1 protein-coding gene is annotated in these 872 nt (G+C 47.9%); it reads right to left on the bottom strand.

The window, feature by feature from the left end:
• On the bottom strand, positions 1–523 hold a 523-nt coding region (locus ACOCD2_RS22700), incomplete at its 3' end, for a hypothetical protein (protein WP_305801690.1).
• Between the last annotated feature and the right edge of the window lie 349 nt (positions 524–872).

Here is an 872-nt window from a genome sequence, read left to right as displayed (position 1 = left end):
CTATTATTTTGAATAGCTTGTGCTCTTCTTCATCTTGACTTTCCGACCAATCGCGCCAACTAGCCAGGAGCTGACCATCATTGGCTGCGACCAGGTAAAGATTGTCAGAATCTTTACCGGCTACTGACGCGGCTAGGCTCGCCAGCATTTTGTTCTTTTCGGCTTGGGTCAACTCACTTAGGTCTTTGACAATGGTTAATGCTTTTCCCGAAGCGGGAAGCGTTAGCGAGACAATCTTTTCTCCGGCGTTCCATTGTTCGGGGTCGCCACCGAAAGTCGTCCAGATTTGTCGGCAGTGGAAAGTTTTACCATCACCAGCAGTCCCGGTCAGGATAACGTTACGGGGTTCTGCTGATCCGAAGTTCTCTTGAACTTCTTTCAGCCTTGCTGGGGTAATGTGGATGACAGGATCAATGCCATGGCGCTCAATCTCGGTCTGGATCAATTCATCGTACATGTTATCCCCGGAGGGTATGGGGCCGTAGTGACGTAGAAATGAAATCAGGCCGTTTGACTGGCTCATACGTTTGACCTCTCTGGCTGTTTGGGTTGCCGAGTAGAAAGCGAATTTGATTGTCTGCTATACAGTCCGGGGACGTGGTGGATCGACTGCGTGTTTCCACCATAAGGCATGAGAGTCACTTCAATTTCTCCTTTTTCTCTTTTATCATTAGGCATGTCTCCGGACTAGCGTAGCGGAAAATCGTTTTTTATACCGGTTCGATGACGAGCAATAAACTCAGAAACAGCTGCTTGATCATCCAAGCCACAGACAGATCCAAGGATGCGGCAAGCTGACTCAATTCAGAGTATTCGCCTTCATCCTTCATCAAGAGTAACTGACAGTCTGACATTGTTCTTTTGTCTGTTAG

It is taken from the genome of Thiolapillus sp., assembly GCF_048562965.1.
Lineage (GTDB): Bacteria > Pseudomonadota > Gammaproteobacteria > Chromatiales > Chromatiaceae > Thiolapillus > Thiolapillus brandeum_A.
This window is presented reverse-complemented; position numbering and strand designations above follow the sequence as displayed.